Here is a 24,025-nt window from a genome sequence, read left to right as displayed (position 1 = left end):
AAGTCCCTTTAACATGTTTTGTTTTAAATGCGCTAAAACGCTTCAGCAGATGCTAATTAAAATGAATTGTTCTGATGGTCAATTTGGAGTTCAATTTTAGACAACACCTCGGGCTGTAGTTAACAGACAGTCTTCCATGACCCGATTCAAACACTGATTTTTTCAGTGAGCGCGCTCCAGCATCTGAAGATATCCCACCTGAGTTTCGACTCAAAATTTATTAATTCAAGGACCGAAAGCGATGTTACCAGGATACTTGATTGACATGGATGGTGTCATTTACAGAGGGACTGACCTGATTGAAGGGGCAGTCGATTTTATCAATGAACTCAAAAAGCGAGATCTGCCATTTATCTTTTTGACGAATAACAGCCAGAGAACCCGCCGCGATGTGGTCACGAAATTGTCCCGCATGGGAATTACGGTGGGGGAAGAACACATCTTTACATGTGCCATGGCGACAGCCCGTTTCCTTGCGCAGAGCAAGCCTAATGGAACAGCCTATGTCATTGGAGAGGGCGGCCTGTTGCATGCCTTGCATCGAAACGGATATTCGATTGTTGATCATGACCCCGATTATGTGGTCGTGGGCGAAGGCCGATCAATGAATTTTGAAATGATCGAAGCGGCAGTGCGGATGATTGAAAATGGGGCAAAACTCATTGCCACAAATATGGATCCCAACTGTCCCACACAAAATGGTCTCCGGCCGGGATGTGGAGCGATTGTATCGATGTTGGAGGCAGCGACAAAGAAGAAAGCCTTTAGTGTTGGAAAGCCAAGCCCTGTCATGATGCGAAGTGCCCGCCAGGAATTGGGAATTTCTTCAGCTCAGACTACGATGATCGGCGACACAATGGAAACGGATATCCTGGGGGGCGTGGAGATGGGCTACCGTTCCGTGCTTGTTCTCTCGGGAGGAACTGCATTGGGTGACTTGGATTATTACGCTTATCAGCCGGATCTGGTAGTAGACAGCATTGCTGATCTGAACAAAGAGGAGTTCTTTCAATTGGAAGGGGCCCGTTTTCCCAAGATGGAACGACTACTGGCCTGATTTTCTAACTGTCCTGAATCGGTTTGGGGGAGACCGTGATCTATTTCACTCTGAATGGGCGAGAACCCATTCATGCGCGCATTGAGGTATTACTGAGGGTTCGCTACAATTCCTGAGAATAAAGTGGTCAAATTAGATTTTGCACTACATTTGCAGGAATATGTTTCAAATTCAGCGATTTTCTCTTCGCATCAACACAGAGAGAAAATTGCCGCAGGAATACTTGAATGGCACGTCTCACACAAGCCGATTTAGCAGATCTCAACGAAGCATTTGAAGAACGAACTCCTCTTGAGCTGATTCATTGGGCTCAGGAAATGTTTGGTACCAGGTTGGCAGCATTGTCGTCAATGCAGCGTGCGGGATGCGTTGTTGCCCATATGCTCAGTCAGATCAAAGCAGATCTTCCGATTCTGTTTGTTGATACCGGCGTTTTATTTCAGGAAACTTTGGATACCCGCGATCAGCTAATCAAGGAGTACGGTGTCAACATTGTGACTCTTGAACCAGCGAAAACGATGCAGGAGCAGATCGAGGAACTCGGGATCTTGTACCTTTCCGTCGAAGGGCAAGAGCAGTGTTGTGATTTGCGAAAAACACAACCGCTGCTTCAGGTATCCGATCAGTACGATGCTTTGATCGGCAGTCTACGTCGTGCCGATGGAGGGCAGCGTGCCAATGTACCCATTTTAGCGATCGATCCCGCCATGAACTGCCTGCGAGTGAATATCCTGGCAAGTTTGTCCAAAGAGGAATTTCAAGCCTATCTCAAAGAGAATCAGGTCATCACGAATCCACTACACAAACAAGGATATCCAACGATCGGATGTAATCGTTGCACGACTCCGGTAATGGAAAGCGAACCGAATCGCGCCGGGCGTTGGCGACACCTGGGACCCTGGTCACAGTATTGTGGGATTAACCCGACCGATGTTTCAGGAAAACAGGCGCCCGCTATTGACCTGTCTCAGGATCTGGTCGATCGAATTCTGGGGCGTGAAACCGACTTCATGATCTAACCAGAGACCTTTTACTCAGCTACAGTATTCTGTGTCAATTCTTCGTGGAGCTTCGTATTTGAACTTCCCCAGGCAGGGATGAAACCCGCAGCACGGCTGTTCTGAAAGAATTGCTTCCGTGAGACATTTGTGTCGGCATAGCCTAGCGTGAATACCGAGGTAAAACCGTTTTTTCGAATCTGAATCATGTCCCGTTCTTTACTGGCAATCCAGGCACTCGAATGAGCATACGCCCCCGTCCAGAGTAACCCATCCGGGTTATTGGGATGAGCATGCGCCAGATCGAGTCCGGAAATAAAAGTGCCGGTAGCGTCGCCGACAAACACGCTTTTTCCAATTAGATTCAGCCCACGGTTTTGCATAATGAATTTCTCTGGCGAGAATGCTTTGATTAGACGGATCAGACTGATCATTGCTTTGACACTTTGAGCCCGTCGCTTTATTTCCCATTCTTTTCGGGTAATATACAGGTCGCAGGTATCCACTGCATCCAGAAACAGGCCATCGACATTCTGTTTATAAATATGTCTGACTTTTTGCTTTAGAAATTCACGCCATGGTTTCTCTGAGACATCAATATGCCAGGACTGAAATGCTTCGTTTTTACTCAGGATCATACTGTCTAATGATGTTGGTATTTTTTTCTCTTTCAGAAACTGCTCGAAGTTCGCTTTTTCCAGTTGACTCAGTTCTCCAATACTGATGTAAGCGATCACTTTGGTGCCAGCCTTCCGTGCATTTTTTACGATCTCAGCAATTTGATTTTGGCTCAGGCCGCGTAATTCAATTATTACAACTTGGCCTTTGCGCATTTTCTGTTGCAGCCTCTTTAAAACTTCAGAGTCATTTCCATAATAAAGCTGAAGCCCAGTCGGCTTGAACTCATTTTTTTCAGCCCCCAAACTTGATTGTGTCATGGTCAGGTTCAGACTGCATGTCAAAATCAAAATCAGGTGTAAAACGTATTTCATCAAGCTGGTTCTCGCATAAGTGATTTGTGTTTTCCCGGAAGCATTTGCTATTCTAAAGAAAGATACACTCGTTCCTAATGTATTTTCCACTATATTCATTGAAAAGACCAGCCATGCATCAAGATCTGAATAATCAGGGTAGTCGTCAAATTATCAGGGGGTTGTCTCTGGTGCTCTGTTTCTGGCTGCTATCTACGCTTTGTGTCCATGCCGCAGAAACGCCTCCCAACATTGTTTTGATCGTCAGCGATGACCAGGGATATCAAGATCTGGGGTGTTTCGGCAGTCAGGAAGTCATCACGCCCCATCTCGATCGATTAGCGAAAGAAGGTGCCAGACTAACCAACTTCTATGTTACCTGGCCTGCTTGTACTCCAAGTCGAGGCAGTTTGTTGACGGGGCGCTATCCTCAGCGAAATGGTGTTTACGATATGATTCGCAACGAGGCCCCCGACTACGGCTATAAGTACAAACCCGAAGAATACGAAGTCACTTTCGAACGCATTGGTGGCATGGATGTGCGTGAAAAATTACTGCCTTTGTTATTGAAACAGGCAGGCTATGTGAGTGGGATTTATGGCAAGTGGGATTTGGGAGTTCATAAACGGTTTCTACCGCTTGGGCGGGGCTTTGATGATTTCTACGGATTCAGTAATACGGGCATCGATTACTTTACACACGAACGTTATGGCGTGCCTTCCATGTTTCGAGATAATCAGCCTACCGAAGAAGATAAAGGCACGTACTGCACTTACCTGTTTCAGCGCGAAGCGATTCACTTTCTGAAAGAGAACCATCAGAAACCGTTCTTTCTCTATCTGCCGTTCAACGCACCGCATGGTGCCTCCAGCCTTGATCCCCGCATTCGCGGAGGAGCACAGGCCCCGGAGAAGTACAAAAAAATGTATCCGCATTTAAAAGATACCCTGGTGACGAAGAAAAAAACGGGCCGCTATGAATATCGGGAAACTTCCAAGGGGCCTGTCATCAAACAGGGGGTCTCTCCCAGCAAACGTCGGCTCGAATATGTTGCCTCCATAACTTGTATGGACGATGCTATTGGGGAAGTTCTGGATCTGCTCGATGAGTATCAAATTGCTGATAATACGATCGTCGTATTCTTTTCCGACAACGGGGGCGGGGGTGGTTCAGATAATTCGCCACTAAAAGGAAAAAAAGGGATGATGTTTGAAGGCGGAATTCGTGTTCCCTGTCTTGTGCGTTACCCGAAAAAAATCAAGCCCGGCACAGTCAACGAAGGTTTGCTCACATCTCTGGAGCTGGTGCCAACCTTTCTCAATGAAACCGGGATTCCGCTGCCGGAAGACATTGTTTTCGACGGATACGATATGCTGCCGACGTTAATGGGACAGACTGATTCTCCACGCAAAGAAATGTACTGGCAGCGTCGGGCCGATAAAGCCGCACGGGTCGGCAACTGGAAGTGGGTGGAATCAGCGAAAGGAAATGGCCTGTTTGATCTTTCAAAGGATGTGAGTGAAAAACATGATCTTTCCCAAACCCATCCTCGAAAACTGCAGGAAATGAAAGCCCAATTTGCTAACTGGAAAAAAGAGATGGCAGAATCAGATCCACGTGGTCCATTCCGCGATTTTTAATCGATCAGGAAATCACTCTTTACTGAGCAGCTTCGGTTTTCGGGGGGGGGAGTTCAACGAGCGAATCCAGAGGCAGACTCTTTTTGACCAGTTCCACACCGCAAACAAGAGGTGTGCCGGCACTGGCGGTAAAGGTCAGGTCCAGATTTCCATTCAGAGAGATCTGAGAGAACTCACGCACCAGAATCTGTTGTTGGGACGCTGTTTCCTGAAAAATATCGAGATCTTTGATGAGCGGTTTCCCATTTAAATTCACGCTGAAGACACGCTTCTTCGGTACAGAAAAATCGGGTTCCCGGAAATAGAGACGCAGGGTGTATTCATCGGGTTTGATATTTTTCAGGCTAATCTTTTCGACGCCGGTGATACCGGATGCGCCAACCCAAGGCCAGCCTCGCCCCCCTTCAATCCAGAGGGCATGTTCATAAAACGGCTGAACAGTTTTGGGTTCCACTGCCAGTTCCAGTTCTGGGGAAGGTCCTCCGACACTCGGAACATCCAGCCAGAGTGTGCCTCGGTGAGTCATGCGATCGCCGGGGGCACCAAAGTTTAAGCCGACGCGTTGCAGGTCTTTCACTTCGCTTTTTCCCCAGACCATCCATTGCTCATGTGTCTCCGGCAATGAAATGAGCGATAGCCCTACAGGAAGTGGATAACTGCACGTGCATCCCTGGAAATAATAGGGCACGTTGAGCAGGCCGTTGGCAGGAACGATACTATTCGTGCAGCCTGAACGCGGTCCGCTGATGTGGATTGTTCCACTCTCCACGCGTTTGTCATAAAAGGCGGCGGTTCCCGAACGCATGGTGTAGAGGTAGCTGTAATCAACGCCACCATCGCAGCCGTAACTTTTAGGAAACGCGCGGGGCTCTGATTGCCCTGTCAGCGGATTGGTGCGTTCTCCAATCACGGGAGGGGCAGGGCTCCAGTCATTTTTCTGATACGGGGGACGATACTGGCTCGGCTGTTTCTGGTTTCGATCGAACATTGGAAGTTCTGCGACCAGCTTTTTTGCCTGTATTTCATTCAGCTTTCTGCCGGTATAGACATCAGAAAATTGCGGTGCGAGCAATTTATATGGTGGACGAATTCCAGCCGGATAACCCTGCCAGTATTTGGAGTGTGAAATCATGACGCCATCAACAAAATGCGGTTGGGGGGCACGTTTGAAGTTGCCGATGCTGTCGTCGTACCACAAAACACCCACTGGTGCTTTCACCAGTTCATCCGGACTCGACCAGCCGCCGGTGTAGTTCGAAGAGCCTGGCAGTGCACCCACTTTTTCAAAAACCGTATATCCGTCTTTGCGAGAGATCCGTGCCTGAGATAGATTCTTGAATTTCTCTGCCAGTCTGGAGTGTGTTTGCTCCGTACATTTTACCAGCAGGCTGCCCCCATAAGGTCTGAGAGACGGGTATAGTTTTGAAACAAGTTGTGAACGTGAATCGCAGCCTGATTGTTGTGGCTCTGAGGCGATGATTAGTTGCGCAAAATAGGCGGGCAATTCAAAGTCTGACAGCGAGCCTGGAAGAAATGAGAATTTTGAAGCAGACCATCCTTTTGCATGGTACTCCTCGCGAAGAGTTGCGATTCGGTCTAAGTCCGTATCCAAGGCAACAACTTGCAAACCCTGATGATTGAGTAATCCGTCAATCAGTGTTTCATCGGGAATACCTGCGATGAAAACATAGCCACCAGCGGATAGACGTTCCGAAATGATGGCCGGTGTGTTGGCAGAATTGGGAGTATGATTACGTTTGTTTCGTTCTTTGATCGGAGAAATATAGGTCTTCGGTTCTTTTATTTCAGGCCCCAGGCAGTAGATATTTCCTTCCAGCGTGACAACAAATAATCGGTTCGCTGCTACGAGGAGAGAGTGGATAGTTCCACTCACTCCCGGAATCGGTTTGTTGTAAGCCAGTCGTTGATCGCCTGCCTGAATTTGTTGACGCAGGCCTCGTTTTCCATCAGGGCCGTAATTCTGTCCGTTTTCATGGCGCGCGGAATTCACGTCCCGATCAAACTGCAACTCTGTTTTCTCAAGTTTGGTCTCGCCGCGCCGTGCTGCTTTTCCTGCGGAAGTAAACCAGCCGCCAGGGGTGCGACCCGGTTTGGGGAGTTCGAATTCGATGAGTTCCCCCGTTTCTTTGTTGAGTCGTGCAGGAAACGCTGTTCCGCAGGGAACAATCAATTCATTTTCGGAAATCACGAGGTATCCCTGAGGAGTCACGCCACCAAACGCCTCGGCGGCATGGGGATGTTGTCCGTAAATGAATCCCAGACGATCATTGACCCATTTCGTAGCCCCTGTCTTTGTATCCAAAGCATAGATAAAAACACCTTCAAACGGCCAGACACCTGCTGCAAAATAGATCGTGTCATTTTCGATGACAGGACCACCGCGAACCGGCCAGACTGAAGTTAAGTGACGGTTGCCTAGAATCAGACGGCTAGAAGGGACCGCTCGGAACTTCCACTGCAGTTTTCCGGTTTGTGCTTCAATGGAATAAAGACATCCATCGTCCGAGCCAAAAAACAGCGAGTTATTCCAGGCAACCGGAGCCAGTCGCACGGGGCCATTCGTATAGAAACGCCAGAGTTCCCTGCCAGTTTCTACGTCAATAGCAGTGACTGAATTTGTACTGGATGATCCATAAAACAAGATCCCGTTTTTGACCACTGGTTCATAGCCTGCATCGAATTGCAATCGTGCATTCTTAAATGCTGGTTCCAGAGGAGGGAGTTGATGAACCCACTGGACGTGCAGGGACTCTGGAAGTGTTTCTGTCGTGGCTGCTGAACGTTGTGGATTCATTCTCCACATCGGCCAGTCATTGGCTTCAGTTGATCCTGAAAAGAATTGGACCAGTAAGACAAACAGAATTATCGGGTGTAAACAGAGGTTGGTCATTGGTCGCACCTTTTTCAGGTTTTGAGATCAACGGCAAAAGCAGGGTCGGGTATCAAGAATCGTATATGATCAAGCTACCATGTGATCAGAGGGCATTCAACTCACAGTATCGTTCAGCCCCTCTTCGGTGGGAGATTTCGGATCCGGTTTTGCAACCTGTTGGCTGGCCCAGATCGCTGCTGCGCAACATGATATGAGTTCCAGTAGCCAGAACAGGAAAGGCCAGGGGGATTCCAACTTGGCAATGGGAGAAATACGATGCTGCAGATACGAGGAAATTTCAAGCAGCTGCTGTTCTTTCTCTCTACGTTCTTTTTTCGCCTTCTCAAATTGTTCGATGACCTGTTCGTACTCTTTGCGTGCCTCAGGATCTTCCGGCGGTTCGCCACTTCGTAACATACGGTCAATGACAATCGATGTCTTATCTGTTTTAAACTGTTTTAGGGTAGCTTCCTGATAACGCTGATGGGATAAATACAGAATCAGCGATTGTCCCAAAATGGTCAGTAAGACAATGGATAGAATGAGTGTCCGTTTGACAGGCACTCCCAGTTTGATGGCGAGGGTCGTCAATGCACCGCCGGAGATCAGTCCGTACACGACCGCATAAACCAGCAGCAGCTTCAATCGCTCCGGGAGATGGACCGCGAGCAGAGACAGAGCCGTGATCAAAATCAATGAGACGATGAGCCATTGAATGAAGCTGGCATTAGAATGCCGCTGAGCAGGCTGTGATTCTGAAGGCTGATCCGGCATAAGTTGTATTTCATTTTGATATATAAGTTGATCCCAGGCCGCAGGCTGCTTGAACCCGGTCTAAAACTTCCTTGCCTTTTTCCCTGGCTTGTCGGGCTCCCTCAGCCAGAATATCGTTAAGAGTATCCGTATCGGCTGCCAGTTGTTCCCGGCGTTCGCGGGCTTCTCCGAAGTATTCAAGGGCCGCATCATGTACCGACTGTTTGGCATCTCCGTAGCCCATGCCACCCGCTCGATAGCGTTTTGCCAGCTCTGCCTGCTGAGTTTCGTCGGCAAACAGCTTATATAAGGCAAACACAGCGCAGTTGTCCGGGTCCTTCGGATCTTCCAGCGTTGCCGAATCGGTTTTAATCGACATCACTTTTTTACGTTGTTTTTTCGGAGTCTCAAAAATCTCAATCACATTTTTATAGCTTTTGGACATTTTCTCGCCATCGATACCCGGTACTTTGGCCGACGTATCCAGGACACGAGATTCCGGCAGTGTTAGTGTTTCACCAAAGAGAGTATTAAAGCGTTGTGCCAGATCCCGAGTGACTTCGACGTGTTGAATCTGATCCTGTCCGACAGGAACCAGGTCACTGTCATACAGCAGAATGTCGGCTGCCATCAAAACCGGATAAGTAAACAGCCCTGCATCCGCGGCGATCCCTTTTGCCTTCTTATCCTTGTAGGCATGGCATTTTTCCAGCAGACTCATTTGTGTAATCGTCATCAGAATCCAGGTGAGACTGGTGACCTCAGGAACGTCTGACTGGCGGAAGAGTGTTGCCCGCTTGGGGTCCAGACCCAGCGCCAGCAGATCGATGGCAGCCTCTTGGGAATTCTGTCTCAGTCGCTTTGCATCGCGGATTGTCGTCAGTGCGTGTAAATCAGCGATGAAGTAGAATGCCTGCTCATTATCCTGCAGGTCGATGTACTGCTTGATCGCCCCGAAATAATTGCCCCAATGAAAACGGCCCGTTGGCTGGATCCCCGATAACACTCGCATGTACTGTTTCTCTTTATTATTTTTTAAAATCTGTAGGATGTTGAAATTGAGTCTCTGAACGGAGCTGGATTTACTGGTAAACTATCTTTCTGGATACACAAGAGAGCCCACAAGTTCACTCATATGGGCACATTTTTCTTCGAGAACAATCTGCTCCAATTCTCCGACAAGCTGGGTTGCCAGACCGGGATTGTAAAAGTTCGCAGTCCCGATTTGAACAGCAGAAGCACCTGCGACAATGAATTCCATTACGTCGTCGATATTGGAAATACCGCCGACACCGATAATCGGAATTTCAACAGCACGTGCTACCTGGCAGACCACTCGCAAGGCGACCGGTTTAATGGCAGGGCCGCTGAGACCTCCAAAGACGCCTCCCAGAATGGGTTTTCTGCGACGCCAGTCGATAGCGGTTCCCTGTACTGTATTGATCAGCGAGACAGCATCAGCTCCGCCTGCAGCAGCCGCTTGGGCAATGTCCACGACGCTGGTGACATTCGGCGTCAGTTTGGCAATGATCGGTAGCTGGCAGCTTTCAGTGACCTGTTTGAGCATCTTTTCTGTCATCTCGGGTTGAGTGCCATAATCAACACCACCGCTGACATTCGGACAGGAGATATTCAACTCCAGTGCAGCGATTTGATCTCCAAACGCATCCAGCCGGGATGCCATCACTGCCATCTCATCGATGCTGCGTCCTGCGATATTGACGATCAGAGCAGTCTCCAGCGAAGATAGATAATTCAGATGCTTTTCCAGAAACAGATTGATCCCATCATTATCCAGTCCAATCGAATTCAGGAGGCCGGCACTGGTTTCGATCGTGCGTGGCGGAGGGTTTCCGATCCGTGGTTCTGTGGTGATTGTTTTCGGGATAATGCCACCCAACTTTGAGAAGTCGAGAAAGGGCTGCATTTCACGCGCGTAACCAAATGTTCCCGATGCGACCAGAATCGGGTTCTTTAGTGTGAGGCGGTTCAGGGTGACTGATAAGAGATCCGTTTGGGTCGGGGCGTTCATCGTCTGTTTATCCGCGTTGCAGTTTAAGGCTGCATGATCGAGCTTTTGAGTTTGGATAGTGAAGAAGTGCTATGCCAACCATCGTGTCATGAGATTGATGACGAATCACAGCACTGTGAAGGGGGCTAACGACCCACAGAAGCTCATCTTAGCGTTCTCACTGTGAGAGGACCAGTTAGTCTACCCCTGAAAAGAGAATCCTTAAACGCAGAACAGCTGCCAAAAACAATTTTATGGCAGCTGTGAATATTTTATTGGATTATGATTGTTCAATTGATACGGAACCAGGTTGAACAGAGCGGTAATATCATGCGTTTAGCCAGAAGCGTGAATTAAATCACGCCGCCGTGAGTTCGATAAGGTGTTGCCACATCGGGCATATCCAACCCCCAGATCCGTTCCCAGATCTTTGGTATATGTCGCATACTTTCTGACTGGAAAATTAATTGACGAGCACGATCATCTCGTGAGGATGAGTAGATAGGAACCACACATCCGACCTGAGTGAGAGAAACTGCAATTAACATGCTGGCCAATAGGAACTTACGCATTTTTTTCTCCATGATATGGTCGTGCCATATTTGTGCTGGTCTTGATCCCAGGCAACGATCCCTTAATTCAAACCATTGAATGAAAGGCATCAAACCAATATCGAAGGGGTTAAAGTGCTGAAATGTTACTCGAGGAGAGGGGCAGGAATTATAAATACCACCTTTAATTTCCTCTAGTTCGTTTTATCGACAATCAGATCAGGAGACTTTGGTAAAAAATACGGATTATTCCAATTATTGTAGTAAATCGGTTTATCTGGCGAAAAACAGGAGGCGAGAGCTGTAAATCAAAGCAATTTACGGAACAACTATTCATTATTGCCGCTGCATATTTGGTGTAAGTGGAGTCATTTTCGTTTGATAGGACTCACTATGACGGGGAGGGATCGTGAGGTTTTGAGGCAATTCTCGTTGTGAACAATACGGAACTGAAGCAATAAAAAAACCGGACTGTTTCGGTACTTTCAAAACAGGCCGGTTATGAAAAAGCTCATACCAGTTCTTTCAGCAGTAAAGTCTTGAGGATGCAGGCTTAAGGTGTATGCTGAGTTCCCGAAGGGTATGAACCGTTATTATAAGTTCCTACCTGTGGGGTTCCCGGAGCTGAACCTGGAGATTGTGGTGCCGCCGGTGGTGTCTGCTGAGGCTGTGAAGCCGCAGGAGCACTCGCCTGTGGTTGTGAAGCAGCTGCCTTAAGTCTTGCTGCTTCTTCTTCCAGATTCCGCACACGCTTTTCCATTTCCTTGCCAGGTTTAAATGTTACGACGTATTTCTCTTCAACGTCGACACGATCACCTGTGCGAGGATTCCTGGCCTTTCGCGCTGCCCGCTTTTTGACTTCAAATACGCCAAAGTTACGGAGCTCAATGCGCTTGTCGGTGACAAGAGTGTCAACAATCGCATCAAACGTTTTTTGCACGATCTCTTTTGTCTTGAGTTGCGTCAGACCAATCTCTTCCGAAATTACTTTGACTATCTCTTTTTTCGTCACGACTGGGTTCTCCCAATTTTGAGAAGCCGTCGGACAGCTACGCCCTTCCGCTGGGCACTCATGAGCCGTCTCAACTGTAATGGGTTACACGACTTAGTGTCATAATAGATTATTTCCCACAATTGAACAGTAAGTCAAGACCGATCTTTGGCAGGGGAAGGGAATCAGAGCGATATTATACAAAGTATCACTGAGCGGCGGTAATTCTTACACAAGTGTTTTGAGACTGTTCCAGAAGGTTATCAACAGATATGATGTTGTGTAACTCATTTATCAGCAGTTAGATAGGGGGTTTGGTATTCCTCGTATAATGAGTTCATCCAAGTATTCGCAAACTTGTCAGAATCCCCAGTTGTTGCTGCGAGGTTTTTTTTACAAAGTTCTCACTAAATTTGAAAAAAGTGGGATGGAGAGTGACTTTCACAGTAATTGAGAGATACAAAGCCTTTATGAATCGATACTTATTAAATCGCAAATGCTCATCCACTTCCTGTGCCTCAGGAAAGTCAAAACAATCTTTTCGCATCGAAAGCTGAATTTATAGGAAGTAGACGGAGGCTCGTTTAAACGTGTTACCACAAAGTGACTGGTTTGACTGTAAGCATAAAAAGCCAGAGATTATAAGTCTGTTTGTGCGGCACGCTTTTGGATTTCTTCAAAGCTGACAAACGCGCCTTTACCTGCACCCGGACAGCCTGGTGCGAGTGAGTCCCAACTTGCTTTACTCTCAAGGTTTGAGTTCCAGAACGGCCAGGTTCGGCACTGAGTGGGGCGGGCTTCATAAATAGTGCAACCTCGTTTTTCCGGATCGAAGAACGTACAGTCGCCGTTCGCAAATTCCGTTAATGAACGCCGCCCTGCGTAAAGGCGGGTATGCATTAACAATATTTCTCCCTTTGTTTTACCCGTTAGTTCTGCAATTGCCTCTATTTCTGAATCATCGACCCATACAACACCGGGATCTCCTGTGCAACAATTGCCGCATTGCGTACACGTAAATTGTAATCCATCTCGATACCAGGGGGCTTGTTCAGAATTCTGATCACTCATTTTTCAGATCGTTTCTCTGTTTTGTGTTAAACTGCATTTTTCGAATTCTTTTTGTAAGTTACCTGCAAGAATATGTCAAACTCAAACCAGCAAATGAAGATCGGCGGGATCATTCTCTGTGGAGGAGAAAGTTCGCGTATGAATTATCCCAAGGCGTTGTTGCCTGTGGGAAATGAATTCATGTTACAGCGAGTGGTGCGAATCGTTTCTTCCGTTGTTTCCCCAGTGATTGTAATGTCCTCGCAAGCTCAGGAACTTCCTGAGCTGCCTGAGTCCGTGTCGATCGCGCATGATCGGGAACCAGGAGCAGGGCCCTTGTCCGTCATTGGACACGGGCTGGAAGTCCTGAAAGATGAGTGTGATGCCGCCTATGTTTCAGGCTGCGATACTCCCTTGATTCATTCCGAGTTTATTGAAATGATCATTTCCCGTTTGGAAGAAAATCAACTGGCTATGGTTCGTGAAGGAAAATGGTTTCACCCTCTGGCAGCCGTCTATCGGACATCGCTGATCGGACCGATTCACCGCTTGTTAAGCGAAAATAAACGACGCCCCCTCGATCTCGCAGAGACAGAGAAAACCAGTTTTCTGGATGTCGAGGATCTGCGCGAAGTTGACCCGCATTTACAGGGACTGAAAAATATTAATACACGCGAGCAATATCTGAATCTGTTGCGAGAGATGGGGCTGGATACAATCACACGCGTCCCCTTTGTGTAATTTCCTATCACTAATCAGTTGATAGGAAGCCCCCGCTGGACGCGGCTCACCGCTGTTTGCCAGCGAATCACATCTTCCGGCGTCAGTTCATAAACATTGATCGAATATCCCAGACGCGCCTTGGGTTTGAAGAAACGGAGATAACCCAGAGCATCGTTCCCCAGATTATGACGGCTCCCGTCCTGTTTGCGAATGGAATAAGGGCGCCCTTGTAACAGGCTGGCACTAATGGCATAAGTTCCCGGTTCAGGATGAAATTCGGGTGGCAGGCGATAGGGAACGCCCAGAGTAGAGGGAGGAACTGTCCCGAAGTAGGCCAGACCAAGGTCGTTTACTGTGTGCTGTTGCAGGTACTCTTTCAGCCGGTACAGATCCTGCCCCCAATCGAGATTCGAGTCGATCAGATGGATGCCACCGTTTTCCGGTCCGCCAGAAAGTTCATTGAAATAGGCAATATGATCCGGAGCAAATCGGAGCGAGAAAGGCAGTGTCAGCGCAGCGACAATGATCGCATAGGTATAGAGTTTTTTCTTCTCAAGATCCAGTTGTTCCGCTAATGGAGCGATCAATAAAAACAGGAATGGGAAGACGGGGAGAATGTATCTCAGGCCCAGTTGGTTGTTCGACAGACTCGCGATACTAATTAATAAAACGACCGGTGTCAGCAGCATACCCAGCGTGCGGAGTGACATGCAGCCTGGCTGGTTTCGCTGTTTAAACCATTGAAAAGCAGCCAGCAGAAGCAAAAACTGAACGCCGTGAGGCAGCTTATAAACCAGGGTGTAAAAGTAATAGCTGCGAAACCCGGTCAGCGTCCATTCGGAATCCAGAAAGGTGGGATGCGATTGCTGCATGATAAAACGTTGTAAGTCAAAGCCCAGAAGATAATCGCGAGGGAGCGGCAAAGGGATGCTTTGCAGCAGTGAAGGGAACTGATTCAAAACTTTGAGCTCGGAACTCTGAAACTGATAGGCACTGATCGGCTGAAAACTGCCCTGAAACAAGTAGCCGGTGTTCAACACAAAACAACTCGTCAGCAGGATTGCCCCCCATCGGGCGAGGATTATTTTTCGGGGGATGTCACGGTTGACGTCAGTATTTTTCACCCGTAGCAGAAACCATTGGATGATCAGAATCGGCACCAGCAGGATTGCCGTGTATTTGGTGATTTGTGCCAGCCCCAGAATCAAGCCGGTGATCAGAGCCCATTTCCAGGAAACCTGCTTTGCAAACTTCCAGCCGCAGTAAACCGTCGCGAGGAAGAAGCCCGCGATCGCCAGATCCTGTGTCCCTAGTGCTGCGTTGGCCAGAATATTAGGGCTCATCGTCCAGAGCAGAACTGCCAGGCAGGCTGAGGGAGTTCCAAACAGTTCCCGCGCCCATACTGCCAGCAGCAGACCTGATGCGACTGAAAGCAGGAGAATCGGAATCCGTCCCAGCGCATAATACTGATGGTAGTTTTCCGGGTTTGCCTGGAGAAAAGCATCTCCATAATCCGCGGGATCCGAGGAGTGTTCTGGGTTCCCCATTTGGGCTGAAGTGAATAACAGAGGCACTGCAGCCCAGGTTCGAATCAGAGGAGGGTTCAGACGATCGTAGTCAAAACGTCCTGTTTCCCAGCCAAGTAAACCAACGGGCATATGCCAATACTCGTCATGAGTGACCGTCAATTTTTGAGAGGAATACAGACCCAGGCAGAATTGAAATAGCAGGAGAATGCTAACTACAGACCAGAATCCTTTACTTGTTCGTAATTGATTCTGCATGAGATTGATCGCTGTCCGTGCTCAGATTGAAAAAACAGGGTGTCTTGTCTGGTATGCTGATTTGATGATAGCCGGAGTATCTGAGACGCGAAAGAGAGATTTGGAGGGAGAAGTGATCAGTTCGCTGGAAATTGGCACCAGGACGAGCCCGGTTTCAGTGTAAGAGAACTTTCCGGGGGCGGCTATCCCTCCAGCCAATTTAAGACGGGCGTCATCACTTTGGCTGGAGGGAAGCCTACTTGTTCTTTTCAGAACGCATATGATGACAGGCTTGATTTCAATCGCAGCAATGTGTGTGCCAGTGATGACTTAACCGGTGGATTCCTGAAAATTCGCGTCGGGAAACGGGAAAACAGGACCTGAGACAATACAGGAAAGGGCAGGTACAAATTCAAATGAATTACAGGTGTCGTATGAAACGACATGACTGTCGTTGGCTTCGACGCGTGGTCAGCGAGGAATCGAATTCAGAGTTCGTTGATTCAGCCACATTTTGAGATCGCGTTTGACATCCCGCATGATGATAGTTTGTTCTGGAACCGCCTGATAAAAATGGAGCTCTGCCTGCTCATATTGGGTCAGGTCCATGTTCTCTGAGGCAATTTCCAGAATCCGATCAGTCATCTGTTGAATGGCGGCATTATCCTCATTCGGATTAAAGGGAACTGCCAGTGTAACGCGAAAGGTGAGTGGGTTTTCCGGTTTGCCTTTGAGCCGACCCCCTTCCACGCGTGGACGGGCATCGGGGAATTCTCTCGCCAGAGCATTTTGAGTATCTGCAAAATGAAACGTATTCACGGCCTGAAACAGATACAGCGAACCTGACATCAGCAGACCAAAAATCAACAGGCTCAGAACAATCGTTCTGCCGTTGAAGCTTTTGGTCTGTGACTCAGGATCGTCGGTTGTCATTTCTGACTCGTGTTCGCGTGAAGAGATAATTCTCAGTTTTCCAGTTTGGCAGCTGCCTTGTTGATTGCCTGCAGATACGCTTTCGCACTCGACTCAATAATATCAGTGCTCACACTGCGGCCAGTAAACAATTCTCCGTTAATGCGGACTTCCACACGCACTTCCCCTTGTGCATCCTTTCCGCTGGAAACGCTGCCCACATGGTATTGCTCCAGAACAGCGGTGATTCCCGAAATCCGTTCCAGTGCTCGAAACACCGCATCTACCGGGCCATCGCCGGTCGCGGCATCGCAGTGAATTTTTCCGTTTTCATCCGCCAACTCAATCGTCGCTGTGGCGATCGTACCTGTTCCAGCAGAGGTGTGGAAGCGGGCGATTTTCCATTTTTCCGGCGCGTCTGTCACCTGGTTCTCAATCAAAGCGACAATGTCGGAATCATAGATTTCCTTTTTCTTATCCGCGAGAACGATGAATTCTTTGAAGATCCGTTCGAAGGTTTCATCGTCCAATGTGTGTCCCAATGACTGGATCCGGTCACGGAATGCATGACGTCCACTATGTTTGCCGAGTACGAGGTTCGAGCCGACGTAACCGACATCATCCGGATGCATGATTTCGTAAGTCGTTCGTTCCTGAAGGATGCCGTGCTGATGGATACCGGCCTCATGGGCAAACGCATTTTTTCCTACGATGGCTTTATTTCGTTGAACCGTCATTCCGGTGACTGTCGAAACAAGGTGGCTGATCGGATACAGCCGCTTCGTGTTGATATTCGTATGCACGCCGTAATAGTCGGCACGTGTTTTCAATGCCATTACGACTTCTTCCAGTGCACAGTTACCGGCTCGCTCGCCTAATCCATTGATCGTACATTCAATCTGTCGTGCGCCGGCTTCGACAGCGGCCAGACTGTTCGCAACCGCGAGTCCGAGGTCGTTATGACAGTGGGTGCTGATCACAGCCCGATCGATATTCGGCACATTCTTCTTCAGTGTTGTGATCACATCGTGAAAATGAGCCGGCGTTGCGTAGCCAACAGTATCCGGGATATTAACGGTCGTCGCCCCGGCGTCAATTGCTTTTTCGACGACTTCACACAGGAAGTCTTTCTCGGTACGGGCGGCATCTTCAGGTGAGAATTCGATATCAGGGCAATAATCGCGAGCTCGCTTCACCATTTCGACAGCGGTCTCAACGATCTGTTCCTTGTTCATTTTCAATTTATGTTCGCGATGAATAGAGCTGGTCGCGAGAAATACGTGAATACGGGATTTTTCGGCGTCTTTCAAAGCTTCCCAGGCCCGGTCGATATCGTCTTTCCGGCAGCGGGCCAATCCGCAGATCGTTGTCTGGCTGCCGAATTCATTGGCAATTTTACGAACCGCTTCGAAATCGCCTGGCGAGGCAATCGGGAAGCCGGCTTCAATGATATCCACGCCCAGTTTCACGAGTTCCTTAGCCACTTTCATCTTTTCGGCGGTTGTCATACTGCAACCGGGCGATTGTTCACCGTCTCTCAAGGTGGTGTCAAAAATCTTTACTGTGTCATCGGACATTGGTTTTCTCCATGAATCAATTTCTGCTCCCGATCAAGGGAGCTAATGAGAGACCAGAATAGTACCAGTGGGTAAAATAAAAAACCCTGAGGCCAATCTGGTCTCAGGGTTTCGCTGTTTTGATTAACAATCGTACAAAGAACCTAGGACCTGGCTTGGAATAGCAGGTTTAGTAGTAGGTTCAGGTTTAGCAGATTGTGAATTTGCATTTGTTTTCAACTCAATTGATCGTTGGTCTCGGCAGCAGGACTGCCTTCTTGTGCAGATAATCTACCTGCTGAATCACTCATGGTCAACCCGTTCCGGATTGATTTTGTCAAAATGATAGACGAGCCTTGCTCGTATCAGGTTCGGCAAAATCTCCAAAAACGGGGTCGAATGTTACTTCGCTGCCAGACCGGCTTTTTCCTGTAATGCTTCCTTGCCCATGCGATGACAGAAATCGCCAAACAATTCGCCAGCCTCACGCGCTTCTTTGAAGTATTCCAGCAGAGGCGAGAGCCGGCTCGTGATTTCACCCATTGGAACCAGATCGTCATAGATGAATGACAGACGAGTCCCCAGTGAGTTGCCGCCCAGATACAGCGTGTATTTACCAACCGCTTTTCCGACCAGTCCGATATCAGGAACATAAGGGCGGGCACAACCATTCGGGCAGCCGGTCATATTGACTGAAATTTGTTCATCCTGCAGTCCCAGCCGTGTTAGTTCTTCTTCGAACTCGGTAATCAGATCGGGAAGGACTCGTTCTGATTCGGTAATCGACAAGCCACACATCGGCAGGGCAGGGCACGCCATTGAGAGGCGGCGAATTACCGAGAGTTCATCGGCGCGTTTCATGCCATGGTCTGACAGAATCTTTTCAATGTCCTCTTTATCCGCAGGATCAATATCACAGAAGATGACACTCTGTTTCGCAGTGATACGTGAGTTGAACCTGTAAGTCTCCAGAATCTTGCGGAGACCGGTTTTGATCTTGAGGTCTCCATCATCTTTGATCCGGCCGTTTTCAATATTTACGCCGAGGAACAGTTTGCCATCCCCCTGTTCATGCCAGCCCATGTGGTCGTCGATTCCGGTGACTTCAACATCACGGGGGGCTGTGATCGCTGAACCCAGATATTCGGCCACTTTTTCCCGGAACTTTTCGATACCCAGATTGTCGACCAGATATTTCATGCGTGCCTGTTTGCGGTCTTCCCGGTTTCCAAAATCACGTTGGACTTTGACGACCGCTTCCGCAACGGCGAGCACCTGATCATTTTCAACAAAGCCCAGAGGCTTACCGAGAGCAGGGTAGGTTTTCTTGTTACTGGGTGTGACTCCCATACCGCCACCGACATAGAAGTTGTATCCGATAATTGCATCGTCTTCGACAATCGCCAGCAGGCCAATGTCCTGTGTAAAAATATCGACACAGTTGTCTTCAGGTAGAGCGATGCCAATTTTGAATTTACGCGGCAGATAGGTTTTACCGTAAATCGGTTCTTCTACCGGCTGGAACTCTGCTTCGTTGGTTTTGTTGCCATCTTCGTCTGTAATCCACAAATCGAAGTACGATGTGGTTTTCGGCCGCAAATGTTCTGCGAGTGCGTACGACATTTCCTGCATGGAGTCGAAGATCGCATTGTTTTTGTAAGGGGCTGGGCACGCCATCACGTTTCGGTTCACGTCACCACAGGCAGCCAGTGTGGTCAGCTTGGAATCATTGATTCCTTTAATGGCTGCACGCAGGTTGCCTTTAATCACGCCGTGCAACTGGAATGCTTGACGTGTAGTCAAACGCACGGTGCCATCGCCGTATTGATCGCATAAATCCAACTCGGCCAGAAATTGTTCCGGGGTGACTTTACCGCCGGGAACCCGGGTGCGGATCATGCAGCTATACGCTTTTCCCTTGCGGGTTCCATCCGGATTCTTGGCTTTTCTGAGATCACGGTTATCCTGCTGATAAGTGCCGTGGTGTTTCAAAAGCTGAGTCGAATCGCCAGTGAATTCATCGCTGTCATTCAATAATTCTTCAGCAATGGTTCCACGAAGCTGGTGGCTGCCAGCTTTGAGGTGTTCCAGTTTGGAAAGCTTGGGGCCTTCTTGGGATGTCATGTCTTCAATCCTGGTTGGTATGGTCGTAATGGCATTCAGAATTCCGCTTCACAGGAAGAGTTTCTAAATGGCTGGGTAGGTTTAGTTTGAATCCAATTGGCAATCTCTGGTCGTTCAGGTACGATTCATGACTTTGAAAGACTGGATCACTCAGAATTGTAGAGATTTACCTCTACAGGAACAGCTCACTTCAGAAAAGTGAATTGTTCATTTGTACCCGGAAAATTGCTTCCGAGTAGAGTATAAACGACTTCGATTATCTTGAATAGTGACTTTTCTCTTCCTGCATAGCAGAGAAATTGCAGCTTGAAACTTTATCATTAATGAGAAACCTCAAAAATCAAACGATTCTGCTGTTTGCGACAGGGCTCGGAATGGGCCTGATTCCCAAGGCCCCCGGCACATTCGGCAGCCTGTTAGGACCCCCGCTGGTTTTGGGGATGTTGTGGCTCAATCTCTCTTTGCCCGTTTATCTTCTGGTCTCCGTTGTACTGTTTCTGGTGGGCGTTTATTTCTGTGATCGGGGGGCAAAAATTCTGGGACTGGACGACCCCGGCTGTATCGTTTTTGATGAAATTGGTGCATTTACGGTCGTGATGCTGCCTGTGTTTGATCGGGCCATCGATCTGCGCTTCTTATGTTATTCGGTGATTGCTTTTCTCTGGTTCCGTCTGTTTGACATCTGGAAGCCGTGGCCGGTTCGATATTTTGATCGGATTCATGGCGGTTGGGGCATTATGGCGGATGACTATGTGGCCGCCATTTACGCTGCGATTTGCCTTTACCTCACATTAATTCTGTTGGGGTGGTTTTAGATTTTCGGCTGATGCGTTATGTTGTGGACGAACTGATAATCACGGAAGTTTTATTCAAGGATTTGACAGCGTGTCTGCAGAAATTATTGATGGCAAAGCACTCTCTGCTTCGTTTCGTGAACAGATTGCTCAGGAGGTAGCCGAGTTCAATACGGCATCACAGGTGGTTCCGCATCTGACGGCAATTCTGGTCGGTGACGATCCGGCAAGTGCCGTCTATGTTCGGAATAAAGAGCGTGCCTGTGAAAAAGCGGGCATTCAAAGTACGCTAATACGGCTACCCGTTGAAACAACCCAAGCCGAATTGATCGATCTGGTGCAGCGATTAAATGCCGACTCGAGTGTGCATGGTATTCTCGTTCAGCTTCCGCTACCGAAACATATCAACGAAACGGCGATTCTGGATATCGTGAATCCGTTGAAAGACGTCGATGCCTTTCATCCTGAAAACGTGGGGTTAATAGTACAGGGACGTCCCCGTTATCTGCCTTGTACGCCTTATGGAATTCAGCAGATGATCCTCTCCACCAAAATGGAGACAGGAGGCAAGCACGCGGTTATTTTGGGACGTAGTGAGATTGTAGGAAAACCAATGGCCATGCTGCTGATTCAGCGTGGTGTGGGTGCAGATGCCACCGTCACCATCTGCCACAGTCGTACACAGAATCTAAAAGAGATCGTACGCTCGGCTGATATCATTATCGCCGCCATTGGTCAGCCCGAATTTGTGACCGCAGACATGGTCAAGCCTGGTGCGATTGTCATTGATGTCGGCATCAATCGCGTAGATGGAAAGCTCGTCGGTGATGTCGCGTTTGAATCCGTGAAAGAAGTTGCCTCAGCGATTACGCCTGTTCCCGGCGGAGTAGGGCCGATGACGATTGCCATGCTTTTGAAAAATACATTAGCGGCTGCCCGGATTCTGACCGGAAATCTCTCCAATTGATTCAGGTTTTGTCCAGAAATATAAAACCTAATCGTTTCTCTGGTACGATCATTAAAAAAAGCTCTCCCGAAAGATTCAGGAGAGCTTTTGGGTTTCATACCCTGAAAGCAGGGAGAAGCAGATTACTCAGGCTTCTTTTCTTCTGGCTTGGCTTCAGGTTTTGCTGCTTCTGGCTTAGCAGCATCGCCTTCTGGTTTCGCAGCGTCAGCTTCTGGTGCGGCGGCATCGCCTTCTGGTTTAGCGGCATCACCTTCTGGTGCGGCTGGTGTTTCAGGTGTTTCGGCAGCAGGGGTCTCGGCAGGTTTTGGCTCAGTAGGCTTGGTGCAACCAGTTGCGAACAGTGTCAGACCCAACAGTGTGAAAAGTGTCGACAGTAATTTCATCTCAGTTCTCCGTTTTCTCAATGGAATATCTGATCTGCAAGTATGAGAAACTCACAAACCGGGTTTGATTCAGTACCTATTGAAGGAAACCCTGTTTTCAGGCCTGTTCTCAAAAATCAAACAAGACCTCCCTATCGCCTATAAGAGGCTCGATCTCACAACTTTATTCCATAGAATTCTGAAGAATTCATAAATAATTCAAAAACCTGAAATTCGATTTAGCCACTTGAAATTCTTCATATCAAGAACATCCGATTCAAGGCAATCAATGCAGGAAGGGGGAGACGCCTGATTGTTTGTCTATTTTCGCCGTCTTACTTACTTTTTGTTGACATCCACAAAATACAGACCTATCTTGACTAAGTAGACCGGACAATGATTGTTCGCGCGGATTTGAAAGGAGGCTCCCATCGTATTCATCTGCAATTCAGGCATTTAGGAACTGGATGTCTGTGTTGGGGAGCAAAGTTATGAAGCTGTCTGTGTCTCTCGCGCTGATTCTCTCTCTTTCAGTCGCTGCCAATATATTTTCCGAGGACTCCGCTCCGCCGACGATCTCTGGTGGCTCCACTTCTGAACTGGTGGCTCTTAAAGCAGCGAATCAGGCATTTGTGAAAGCCTTCAATCACCGCGATGCGAGTGCGATCGCTGAAATGTGGGATGAAGACGGCGATTACATCGATGAAACCGGCACGCATTACGTGGGCCGCGATGCGATTCATGATGAGTTTGAAAACTACTTCCATTCCAGTTGCGGACGCAAAATAAAAGTGCATGCGAATTCCATTCGCTTTCTCCGTCCTGATATTGTGCTGATTGACGGCACCTCGGAAGTTGATCCTGCACCAGAAGGAAAACCGGTCGTCGGCCGTTTCTCCGCGATTCGTATTAAAAAAGATGGAAAGTGGTTACTCACTTCCGTACGTGAGTCAGCGGAAGAAGTTCCTTCAAATTACGAACATTTAAAACCTCTGGAATGGATGATTGGAGAGTGGGTGGATCGGGAAGATTCTTCCAGCATTTATACATCAGCCGTCTGGAGTAAAAATAAAAACTTCATTCTCCGCAAATTTAAAGTTAATCTGAAGGGGCGTATTGTTCTATCTGGGACGCAACGCGTTGGTTGGGATCCGATCCGAAAACAGATCAAAAGCTGGACCTTCGATACGGATGGTGGAGTGGCTGAAGGATACTGGTCGCGACACGGCTCTAACTGGGTAGTTCAAAAAGTCGGCGTACTCCAGGATGGCACTCGTGCTACCGCAACAAATACCTATATTTTCAACGAAAACGACGAAGACAGTTTTCTCTGGAAATCGGAAAACCGAATAGTCGGAAACATACACGAACCAGATATCGATCAAGTAAAAGTGGTCCGCTTACCACCTGCACTTGACTCTAAATAACTCAATTGATGACATGCCTCCTCTTTCGTGATTGAACAGGCTGAACTGATGAAAAAGATTACTGCTGTAACGATGACTTTCCTCGCAATGATGTTTATCTGCGAGCTCGATTGTTTTGCTCAGAGAGGAGGTCGCGGCGGTGGACGAGGTGGCGGCGCTTCCCGTGGCGGCAGCCGAGGTGGCGCATCACGTTCGGCGCGTCCGGCTCCCTCCAGAGGTTCGTCATCAAGACGTAGTCCATCGATGAGTCGTCCCAGTTCTTCACGTTCATTCAGCAGGCCGTCTTCAAGTAGGCCTTCATCACGACCTTCGAAACCAGCTTCAAAGCCAGGAAAAACGCTCGATTTTTCAAATCGTAAGCCCGGTTCTTCAAGGCCATCAACACGACCATCAACAAGACCGGGAAGTGGATCGGGAAATCCCGGATTACGACCTGGAAGTGGAAGTCGTCCGGGAAGCGGAAGCCGGCCAGGATCAGGCAT

At 48.4% G+C, this 24,025-nt stretch carries 21 protein-coding genes; 7 read left to right on the top strand and 14 right to left on the bottom strand.

Annotated elements, in window-relative coordinates; genetic code table 11:
* Nucleotides 1-241 precede the first annotated feature (241 nt).
* Together Enr17x_RS19820 and Enr17x_RS19815 are read left to right on the top strand one after the other, a co-directional pair.
* The gene (locus tag Enr17x_RS19820) at nucleotides 242-1,057 is read left to right on the top strand and encodes an HAD-IIA family hydrolase (protein WP_232100786.1); all 816 of its coding nucleotides are present in this window, start codon (nucleotides 242-244) and stop codon (nucleotides 1,055-1,057) included.
* 227 nt (nucleotides 1,058-1,284) lie between these two features.
* Nucleotides 1,285-2,076, top strand: coding sequence for a phosphoadenylyl-sulfate reductase (locus Enr17x_RS19815; protein WP_145311453.1), 792 nt, complete (start codon nucleotides 1,285-1,287; stop codon nucleotides 2,074-2,076).
* An 11-nt stretch (nucleotides 2,077-2,087) separates the two neighbouring features.
* On the opposite strand, the gene Enr17x_RS19810 is transcribed toward Enr17x_RS19815, so the two are convergent.
* Nucleotides 2,088-2,888, bottom strand: a complete 801-nt coding sequence (locus Enr17x_RS19810; RefSeq protein WP_198000686.1) for an endo alpha-1,4 polygalactosaminidase — start codon at nucleotides 2,886-2,888, stop codon at nucleotides 2,088-2,090.
* Nucleotides 2,889-3,160: 272 nt separating this feature from the next.
* Here Enr17x_RS19810 and Enr17x_RS19805 point away from each other — a divergent pair, with 272 nt between their 5' ends.
* On the top strand, nucleotides 3,161-4,666 hold the full coding sequence (locus tag Enr17x_RS19805) for a sulfatase-like hydrolase/transferase (protein WP_145311451.1): 1,506 nt from the start codon (nucleotides 3,161-3,163) through the stop codon (nucleotides 4,664-4,666).
* A 19-nt stretch (nucleotides 4,667-4,685) separates the two neighbouring features.
* Here Enr17x_RS19805 and Enr17x_RS19800 read toward each other — a convergent pair whose 3' ends face one another.
* From Enr17x_RS19800 to Enr17x_RS19770, 7 genes are all read right to left on the bottom strand, one after another.
* On the bottom strand, nucleotides 4,686-7,577 hold the full coding sequence (locus tag Enr17x_RS19800) for an outer membrane protein assembly factor BamB family protein (protein ID WP_145311450.1): 2,892 nt from the start codon (nucleotides 7,575-7,577) through the stop codon (nucleotides 4,686-4,688).
* Between the two features lie 96 nt (nucleotides 7,578-7,673).
* Nucleotides 7,674-8,333 carry a hypothetical protein gene (locus tag Enr17x_RS19795; RefSeq protein WP_145311449.1) on the bottom strand — a complete coding sequence of 220 codons (660 nt, stop codon included), beginning with the start codon at nucleotides 8,331-8,333 and terminating at the stop codon, nucleotides 7,674-7,676.
* A gap of 10 nt (nucleotides 8,334-8,343) precedes the next feature.
* The gene (trpS, locus tag Enr17x_RS19790) at nucleotides 8,344-9,324 is read right to left on the bottom strand and encodes a tryptophan--tRNA ligase (RefSeq protein ID WP_145311448.1); all 981 of its coding nucleotides are present in this window, start codon (nucleotides 9,322-9,324) and stop codon (nucleotides 8,344-8,346) included.
* 81 nt (nucleotides 9,325-9,405) lie between these two features.
* Nucleotides 9,406-10,344, bottom strand: coding sequence for a dihydroorotate dehydrogenase (locus Enr17x_RS19785; RefSeq protein WP_145311447.1), 939 nt, complete (start codon nucleotides 10,342-10,344; stop codon nucleotides 9,406-9,408).
* A gap of 332 nt (nucleotides 10,345-10,676) precedes the next feature.
* Complete coding sequence (locus Enr17x_RS19780; RefSeq protein WP_081459548.1) at nucleotides 10,677-10,895, bottom strand: hypothetical protein; 219 nt, start codon at nucleotides 10,893-10,895, stop codon at nucleotides 10,677-10,679.
* A gap of 532 nt (nucleotides 10,896-11,427) precedes the next feature.
* Complete coding sequence (locus tag Enr17x_RS19775) at nucleotides 11,428-11,886, bottom strand: HU family DNA-binding protein (RefSeq protein WP_145311446.1); 459 nt, start codon at nucleotides 11,884-11,886, stop codon at nucleotides 11,428-11,430.
* 618 nt (nucleotides 11,887-12,504) lie between these two features.
* Nucleotides 12,505-12,936: a YkgJ family cysteine cluster protein gene (locus Enr17x_RS19770; RefSeq protein ID WP_145311445.1), complete on the bottom strand. Its 432-nt coding sequence runs from the start codon at nucleotides 12,934-12,936 to the stop codon at nucleotides 12,505-12,507.
* Between the two features lie 72 nt (nucleotides 12,937-13,008).
* Between Enr17x_RS19770 and Enr17x_RS19765 the strand changes: the two genes are divergently transcribed.
* Nucleotides 13,009-13,656: a molybdenum cofactor guanylyltransferase gene (locus Enr17x_RS19765; RefSeq protein WP_145311444.1), complete on the top strand. Its 648-nt coding sequence runs from the start codon at nucleotides 13,009-13,011 to the stop codon at nucleotides 13,654-13,656.
* 14 nt (nucleotides 13,657-13,670) lie between these two features.
* On the opposite strand, the gene Enr17x_RS19760 is transcribed toward Enr17x_RS19765, so the two are convergent.
* The 4 genes from Enr17x_RS19760 to Enr17x_RS19745 all read right to left on the bottom strand — a co-directional run bounded on the left by Enr17x_RS19760 (nucleotide 13,671) and on the right by Enr17x_RS19745 (nucleotide 19,993).
* Complete coding sequence (locus tag Enr17x_RS19760; RefSeq protein WP_145311443.1) at nucleotides 13,671-15,422, bottom strand: ArnT family glycosyltransferase; 1,752 nt, start codon at nucleotides 15,420-15,422, stop codon at nucleotides 13,671-13,673.
* A 450-nt stretch (nucleotides 15,423-15,872) separates the two neighbouring features.
* Nucleotides 15,873-16,334, bottom strand: coding sequence for a hypothetical protein (locus Enr17x_RS19755; RefSeq protein ID WP_145311442.1), 462 nt, complete (start codon nucleotides 16,332-16,334; stop codon nucleotides 15,873-15,875).
* 32 nt (nucleotides 16,335-16,366) lie between these two features.
* Nucleotides 16,367-17,890: a 2-isopropylmalate synthase gene (locus Enr17x_RS19750; protein ID WP_145311441.1), complete on the bottom strand. Its 1,524-nt coding sequence runs from the start codon at nucleotides 17,888-17,890 to the stop codon at nucleotides 16,367-16,369.
* Nucleotides 17,891-18,271: 381 nt separating this feature from the next.
* The gene (locus tag Enr17x_RS19745) at nucleotides 18,272-19,993 is read right to left on the bottom strand and encodes an NADPH-dependent assimilatory sulfite reductase hemoprotein subunit (protein ID WP_145311440.1); all 1,722 of its coding nucleotides are present in this window, start codon (nucleotides 19,991-19,993) and stop codon (nucleotides 18,272-18,274) included.
* A 323-nt stretch (nucleotides 19,994-20,316) separates the two neighbouring features.
* Here Enr17x_RS19745 and Enr17x_RS19740 point away from each other — a divergent pair, with 323 nt between their 5' ends.
* Together Enr17x_RS19740 and folD are read left to right on the top strand one after the other, a co-directional pair.
* Nucleotides 20,317-20,808: a phosphatidylglycerophosphatase A family protein gene (locus Enr17x_RS19740; protein WP_145311439.1), complete on the top strand. Its 492-nt coding sequence runs from the start codon at nucleotides 20,317-20,319 to the stop codon at nucleotides 20,806-20,808.
* 70 nt (nucleotides 20,809-20,878) lie between these two features.
* Complete coding sequence (gene folD, locus Enr17x_RS19735; RefSeq protein WP_145311438.1) at nucleotides 20,879-21,754, top strand: bifunctional methylenetetrahydrofolate dehydrogenase/methenyltetrahydrofolate cyclohydrolase FolD; 876 nt, start codon at nucleotides 20,879-20,881, stop codon at nucleotides 21,752-21,754.
* A gap of 122 nt (nucleotides 21,755-21,876) precedes the next feature.
* On the opposite strand, the gene Enr17x_RS19730 is transcribed toward folD, so the two are convergent.
* Entirely contained in the window at nucleotides 21,877-22,137 is a 261-nt protein-coding gene (locus Enr17x_RS19730) for a hypothetical protein (protein WP_145311437.1), read from the bottom strand.
* Nucleotides 22,138-22,607: 470 nt separating this feature from the next.
* On the opposite strand from Enr17x_RS19730, the gene Enr17x_RS19725 reads away from it, so the two are divergent.
* Nucleotides 22,608-23,543, top strand: a complete 936-nt coding sequence (locus tag Enr17x_RS19725; RefSeq protein ID WP_198000684.1) for a YybH family protein — start codon at nucleotides 22,608-22,610, stop codon at nucleotides 23,541-23,543.
* 119 nt (nucleotides 23,544-23,662) lie between these two features.
* Here Enr17x_RS19725 and Enr17x_RS19720 read toward each other — a convergent pair whose 3' ends face one another.
* Complete coding sequence (locus Enr17x_RS19720; RefSeq protein WP_145311435.1) at nucleotides 23,663-24,025, bottom strand: hypothetical protein; 363 nt, start codon at nucleotides 24,023-24,025, stop codon at nucleotides 23,663-23,665.

The sequence above is a fragment of the Gimesia fumaroli genome, from assembly GCF_007754425.1.
GTDB classification, from domain to species: domain Bacteria; phylum Planctomycetota; class Planctomycetia; order Planctomycetales; family Planctomycetaceae; genus Gimesia; species Gimesia fumaroli.
This window is presented reverse-complemented; position numbering and strand designations above follow the sequence as displayed.

Excerpts from the sequence above, each read along its gene's own strand:
- Enr17x_RS19820 (WP_232100786.1), top strand. The coding sequence starts at position 242 with ATGTTACCAGGATACTTGATTGACATGGATGGTGTCATTTACAGAGGG.
- Enr17x_RS19815 (WP_145311453.1), top strand. The coding sequence starts at position 1,285 with ATGGCACGTCTCACACAAGCCGATTTAGCAGATCTCAACGAAGCATTT.
- Enr17x_RS19810 (WP_198000686.1), bottom strand. The coding sequence starts at position 2,888 with ATGCGCAAAGGCCAAGTTGTAATAATTGAATTACGCGGCCTGAGCCAA.
- Enr17x_RS19805 (WP_145311451.1), top strand. The coding sequence starts at position 3,161 with ATGCATCAAGATCTGAATAATCAGGGTAGTCGTCAAATTATCAGGGGG.
- Enr17x_RS19800 (WP_145311450.1), bottom strand. The coding sequence starts at position 7,577 with ATGACCAACCTCTGTTTACACCCGATAATTCTGTTTGTCTTACTGGTC.
- Enr17x_RS19795 (WP_145311449.1), bottom strand. The coding sequence starts at position 8,333 with ATGCCGGATCAGCCTTCAGAATCACAGCCTGCTCAGCGGCATTCTAAT.
- trpS (WP_145311448.1), bottom strand. The coding sequence starts at position 9,324 with ATGCGAGTGTTATCGGGGATCCAGCCAACGGGCCGTTTTCATTGGGGC.
- Enr17x_RS19785 (WP_145311447.1), bottom strand. The coding sequence starts at position 10,344 with ATGAACGCCCCGACCCAAACGGATCTCTTATCAGTCACCCTGAACCGC.
- Enr17x_RS19780 (WP_081459548.1), bottom strand. The coding sequence starts at position 10,895 with ATGCGTAAGTTCCTATTGGCCAGCATGTTAATTGCAGTTTCTCTCACT.
- Enr17x_RS19770 (WP_145311445.1), bottom strand. The coding sequence starts at position 12,936 with ATGAGTGATCAGAATTCTGAACAAGCCCCCTGGTATCGAGATGGATTA.
- Enr17x_RS19765 (WP_145311444.1), top strand. The coding sequence starts at position 13,009 with ATGTCAAACTCAAACCAGCAAATGAAGATCGGCGGGATCATTCTCTGT.
- Enr17x_RS19760 (WP_145311443.1), bottom strand. The coding sequence starts at position 15,422 with ATGCAGAATCAATTACGAACAAGTAAAGGATTCTGGTCTGTAGTTAGC.
- Enr17x_RS19755 (WP_145311442.1), bottom strand. The coding sequence starts at position 16,334 with ATGACAACCGACGATCCTGAGTCACAGACCAAAAGCTTCAACGGCAGA.
- Enr17x_RS19750 (WP_145311441.1), bottom strand. The coding sequence starts at position 17,890 with ATGTCCGATGACACAGTAAAGATTTTTGACACCACCTTGAGAGACGGT.
- Enr17x_RS19745 (WP_145311440.1), bottom strand. The coding sequence starts at position 19,993 with ATGACATCCCAAGAAGGCCCCAAGCTTTCCAAACTGGAACACCTCAAA.
- Enr17x_RS19740 (WP_145311439.1), top strand. The coding sequence starts at position 20,317 with ATGAGAAACCTCAAAAATCAAACGATTCTGCTGTTTGCGACAGGGCTC.
- Enr17x_RS19730 (WP_145311437.1), bottom strand. The coding sequence starts at position 22,137 with ATGAAATTACTGTCGACACTTTTCACACTGTTGGGTCTGACACTGTTC.
- Enr17x_RS19725 (WP_198000684.1), top strand. The coding sequence starts at position 22,608 with ATGAAGCTGTCTGTGTCTCTCGCGCTGATTCTCTCTCTTTCAGTCGCT.
- Enr17x_RS19720 (WP_145311435.1), bottom strand. The coding sequence starts at position 24,025 with ATGCCTGATCCTGGCCGGCTTCCGCTTCCCGGACGACTTCCACTTCCA.